A 5146-nucleotide genomic window follows, 5' to 3' on the forward strand; every position below is an offset into this window, starting at 1 on the left:
GTAATAAGGGTGTTATAAGTACCACAGCAGGGCTTGCTTACCATAGCTTACACCACTTTAACCTCAAGTTAGCTTATGTTCAGAATGTGGATGCGGACAAGTAGCGATTGTTTCCGTGTATTGACTAAAGAAGTAAATGATTACATAAAAATTTACATGCTGGCCTGAAAGAAAAACAGATGTAGAACATATAAATATTGCTGTTATGAGTTGTGTCGTAAACGGTCTCAGAGAGAGTAAATATATTAATTTAGGAATTAGTTTACCTGAATATGGAGAAGAGTCAGTTTCAGCAGTCTATAAAGATGGTAAGTATTTTAAGATTTTACAAATCAACAACATATCTGAGGAATTTAAGACAATTATTGATAATTATGTGAGGAACATTTTGTTAATAAATCTGAGTGTCTTTAGTTATAACCCATATACTAGTCATTTATTTTTAAAGCTTGAATAAAAGTATTATGTGGAATATTTACTACTCTTCCTATAGAATATAGCTTTTTCTTACCTTTCTTTTGCTTTTCTAAAAGCTTCATCTTCCGCGTTACATCTCCACCATAAAGTTTAGCTGTTACATCCTTTCTGTACGGATTAATTGTCTCTTTGGCAATAATTTTACCACTTACTGCTGCTTGAATTATAATTTTGTATTGCTGGCGCGGTATTAAATCTTTTAAACGAGAACATATTTCTCTTCCCCTTTTTTCTACTCTGCTTTTGTGAATAATGCAGGTTAATGCGTCAACTGGTTTTCCATTGACTAAAAAAGTTAGTTTATCTACTTGACTTTCCTGATAATCGGAAACTTTCCAATCCAAACTTGAGTATCCCTTAGAAATTGATTTCAGTCTATCATAAAAGTCAAAAACAACTTCAGACAGTGGCAACTTATATTTTAGCAGTGTTGTTGATGTGTTACCAATATAAGATAAGTCCTTCTGTTTTCCCCTTCTCTCTTCACACAAAGATATAATTTCTCCTAAATATTGGTCAGGTGTTATTATGGTTGCAGTAATCCACGGTTCCTCAACTATCTTAATTTTTGTTAGATCTGGTATTTCATTAGAGTTATGAGTGTTCAGAATTTTGCCATTTTGTGTTGTAATCTTATATATAACACTTGGTGCGGTTACTGTTAAGCTTAAATCAAACTCCCTCTCAAGCCTTTCTTGAATAACTTCAAGATGTAATATTCCTAAAAAGCCACAACGAAATCCATAACCTAGCGCATTCGAAGTCTCAGTCTCGAAAGTAAAACTTGCATCATTTAAGTGTAATTTTTCTAGTGCTTCTTTTAAATATTTAAAGTTATCTGTTTTGTCAGGAAAAATACTACAAAATACCACAGGGTGGACTTCTTTAAAACCTGGCAATGCCTTACTGCATGGTCTTATTTCTTCGGTAATAGTGTCTCCCACTTTACAGTCTGTTACTTCTTTTATTGAAGCAGTTATAAAACCAATTTCACCTGTTGAAAGTTCACCAGTCATGACCTTTTTAGGAGTAAAAATACCGATATTATCCACCTGATATGTAGCATTGTTAGACATCATGATAATTCTCATGCCTTTTTTTAGTATTCCATTTTTAACTCGTACTAAAATTACCACTCCCAGATAAGTATCATACCAACTATCAATCAAAATTGCTTGTAGCGGAGCATTTATGTTACCACGTGGAGCTGGAAGCTTCGTCACTATTGCTTCTAATACATCCCTTATTCCGAGTCCAGTTTTTGCCGATATTAAAATTGAGTTACTTGTATCAATACCAATTACTTCTTCAATTTGAAGTTTTACCATCTCTGGATCTGCAGCAGGAAGATCGACTTTGTTGAGTACAACTATTATCTCATGATTATTTTCAATTGCTCTGTATACATTTGCAAGGGTCTGAGCTTCAATTCCCTGGTTACTATCCACTATCAAAAGCGAACCTTCACACGCAGCTAAGCTTCGACTGACTTCATATGAAAAGTCAACATGACCTGGGGTATCTATAAGGTTTAAGCAATATTGATTACCATCATTTGCAGTATAGTTGAGTTTCACTGTCTGTGCTTTGATTGTAATTCCACGTTTACGTTCTATCTCCATTGAATCGAGCACTTGATTGGTCATTTCTCTTGCTTCAAGGGCATTACACCACTCTATTAAACGATCAGCAAGAGTTGATTTTCCGTGATCTATATGCGCTATTATTGCAAAATTTCTTATTTTATTCATTAATCTACTTATTTAAGTAAAACTATTTTGTATTTTAAGTATTATTAGGACAATTATTTACTTATCGTTTTAATATAGATGATACCTGCTTTGCACAAGAAATCATTTTATTAATCATATAATTTTCGTGATTATTATCTATTTTAGACAATTCATATAAGTAATTCACCATCATTCCAGCAGATTGACTAATGCCCTTTTCAGAAGTATCTGCCATCCAGTTTAGTTGCTTTATTGATGCACCATTGCTTAAATGAAAGTGTGCCACTTGGTCATAGGCATTGCCATTATTGTTTTTAACCTTTAGTAAGTAATATGCACAAAGTTTCAGCAAGTATTGTTTTTCGTATTCAGTGTTAGTTTTTAATTGTTCTATGCTTTCTAAAATCTTTGTAATAGACTGTTTTATACCTAATTTTCCTAACAAAATAGTATCCTGCCTTAGATTTCCTTTTAGCCATTTTGTAAAGCCAGGTATCGGAGAAAGTGTTGCGTATGTTTTTATACTTTTAAACTCCTGTGATAGCTTTTCTACAACCCTTTTGATCAAGAAATTACCTAGGCTAATTCCAGACAATCCTGTTTGGGTATTTGATATTGAATAGAATATAGCAGTGTTTGCATTGCTTGGATCACTTGAGGGTGTTGATTCATCTAAGAGGTATTGAATGCTATCTGCAATCTTATTCATTAACGCAACCTCTACGAAAATCAGAGGTTCATTTGGTATTTTATAATGAAAAAAGGTAAAACAGAGACGGTCAGAGTCTAGTCTATTTTTTAGATCACTCCATGAAGAAATTTTATGCACAGCTTCATACTTTATAAGTTTTTCTAATAATGATGCAGGTGAACCCCAGGTAATTTGACGAAGATCAAGTAAATCGACGTCAACCCAGGAGAGAAGTATGCTTTTTAATTCACTTTCTAATCGGTTAAGCTCTTTATATTGCTTTCTTAACTTAAGTACATCAGAACGCATATCAACAATAAACTTGAGGCCTTCTGGTAAAGAAATAAATTGCTTCAATATTTTAGAACGCGGTGATTCAAGGACTTTTATCAAGTCCTGTTCAAATTTATAGTCTAACTCAGGATTCTTATTTTCCTTGTATCCTTTTATTTTCTTATCTATTTCTGCCTTGCTTGTATTAAATTTCTCTGCCAGAGTTTGTAAAAACCTTATTTTACCTTTCTCTGATAAACTTAAATATAAGTTACCGAGAGATACAGTATTCTTACGTGCTGAGACTTCTCCTCCTTTTGGATTTAAGCACTCATTCATCTTCGAAACTAGACTATTAATATCACGGCTATTGTCTAAATCAGAGCCAATGTTACCAATCCACGACCTTACAGCATCTGTTACTTCACCTAGTATTTTTAAAAAGCCTTTCGCTGCTTTTTTATCTTCAACTTGCACTACATCAGTTTTTGCTAATGATTCTTTCATCATAAACTTCTTCTATTATACATCTATATTAAACCAAAGGAGAATCTTAGTCTATACAACAGGCACCGTTATCAGATTATTATTAATTTTCATAGTATAATTAGGGTTTGGTATGATTCTACTATGGTAGAAGAAAAGAAAAGTCCAATGGTTATATTGAAAGCTTAAGTCGAAGATTTCAATTTTAGTAAATTAAGAGTTGTAAAGGGATAACAAAGGAACAAAATCCTTATTAATGACGAAAATATAGACAAAACTTCAGTTAACCTGTTGATAGGAAAATCTTGAAAGCAGTATGCATGGATAGGATTTAAGCAAAATTTAACTAGCGCTGATACACGCGGAAAAGAATTTTACAGCAGTGAAGAACAGTTTCTTTTATTAAGAACAAGAGTAGATGAAAGCAAGAATTATCGTTAAATTACAAAAAAGTTTTTAGAGAAATGTTCAGTACATTAACGATCATTCTAAATGACTATGTCTTAGAAGAGCTAGTGACTAATTGCAATCAATTTTCTTACTAGTAAGTAGAGGATTAGTAATGAATGTTTTTGTTCCTGTAATTCTTTACCATAAGCTAGTGTATCAAAGTCAAGATATTTTATCTCTATATCTACTGTAGCAATAGAAACTATGTTAGCGTTAAGTTTGATAACGGAAGTATCTATAACAGATATTAAACTATTGATTGATGATCGTAACTCAGGAAAAGTAGTTATATGTCAGCTGAGTAATTTACTAGAGTTTATACTGAATCTTGAGATAGTAAAGATGTGTAAAATATAGAAATGGTGAATTATTAATTATTGTTTTGAGGAACTAAAAAGCTCTCATAGAGATGAGTGATAATAATCTGTTTGATATTGTCAAAGAATATTTTCAAAAATTTTGCGGAAAGTTAGAATTAAAATCTGAGACAAACACATAAATAAAGCCTAGTTTTAGGAGTCAATTAAGTAGGTACTCCTACTTCCTATCCTTGAAATGGTAGACCTCCTGCTCATTGTAATGAGTATGTTCATGGTAGTTAAGAACTATAATTTATATATAAGCTGTTTCAGGGTTAAGATACTAGAATTCAGAAATTTTTGGACTGAAGCTTGTAATTAAAATGGCCAAACTTTTTTGATTGGCTATCTCAAGACCTCATTATACTAACAGTAAAGGTATTTTAGAACTCAAAACTCATCTCTGTTTGCGGATTTTCCATCTAAATAACCAAATTCAGTAAAAAGTTTAGCATGCCTTTGTTATGTACACTATACCTTTTCTTAATCTGTCTCTCTTAGACTATACTTATTATTAGTTTAAGCCTTAGTACATATTAGAAAAACAAAAGACGCCACTAATTCTTAACATTAGATAGAAAAATTTCATGCACTTTAGAATAACATGTTTTTTACTTTTTTACTTAGCAAATCTTTCTTTCACTTCTTAATTTTATACCCCCAACATTATCTATTGC

General features: G+C 32.1%; 4 protein-coding genes. 2 read left to right on the forward strand and 2 right to left on the reverse strand.

The window, feature by feature from the left end:
- The first annotated feature begins 205 nt into the window (after window positions 1-205).
- Window positions 206-457 carry a hypothetical protein gene (locus HSX44_RS00880; RefSeq protein WP_275601905.1) on the forward strand — a complete coding sequence of 84 codons (252 nt, stop codon included), beginning with the start codon at window positions 206-208 and terminating at the stop codon, window positions 455-457.
- Here HSX44_RS00880 and lepA read toward each other — a convergent pair.
- Both lepA and HSX44_RS00890 read right to left on the reverse strand, forming a co-directional pair.
- The gene (gene lepA, locus HSX44_RS00885; protein ID WP_275601906.1) at window positions 429-2228 is read right to left on the reverse strand and encodes a translation elongation factor 4; all 1800 of its coding nucleotides are present in this window, start codon (window positions 2226-2228) and stop codon (window positions 429-431) included. The genes HSX44_RS00880 and lepA overlap by 29 nt on opposite strands.
- Before the next feature lie 61 nt (window positions 2229-2289).
- A complete protein-coding gene (locus tag HSX44_RS00890) occupies window positions 2290-3684 on the reverse strand; it encodes a malonyl-CoA decarboxylase (protein ID WP_275601907.1) in 1395 nt (464 codons plus the stop codon).
- 630 nt (window positions 3685-4314) lie between these two features.
- Between HSX44_RS00890 and HSX44_RS00895 the strand changes: the two genes are divergently transcribed.
- A complete protein-coding gene (locus tag HSX44_RS00895) occupies window positions 4315-4467 on the forward strand; it encodes a hypothetical protein (protein ID WP_275601908.1) in 153 nt (50 codons plus the stop codon).
- The last annotated feature ends 679 nt before the right edge of the window (window positions 4468-5146 follow it).

Origin of the sequence: Wolbachia endosymbiont of Onchocerca gibsoni (genome assembly GCF_029169405.1) — a bacterium.
Lineage (GTDB): Bacteria > Pseudomonadota > Alphaproteobacteria > Rickettsiales > Anaplasmataceae > Wolbachia.

Excerpts from the sequence above, each read along its gene's own strand:
- HSX44_RS00880 (WP_275601905.1), top strand. The coding sequence starts at position 206 with ATGAGTTGTGTCGTAAACGGTCTCAGAGAGAGTAAATATATTAATTTA.
- lepA (WP_275601906.1), bottom strand. The coding sequence starts at position 2,228 with ATGAATAAAATAAGAAATTTTGCAATAATAGCGCATATAGATCACGGA.
- HSX44_RS00890 (WP_275601907.1), bottom strand. The coding sequence starts at position 3,684 with ATGATGAAAGAATCATTAGCAAAAACTGATGTAGTGCAAGTTGAAGAT.
- HSX44_RS00895 (WP_275601908.1), top strand. The coding sequence starts at position 4,315 with ATGTTAGCGTTAAGTTTGATAACGGAAGTATCTATAACAGATATTAAA.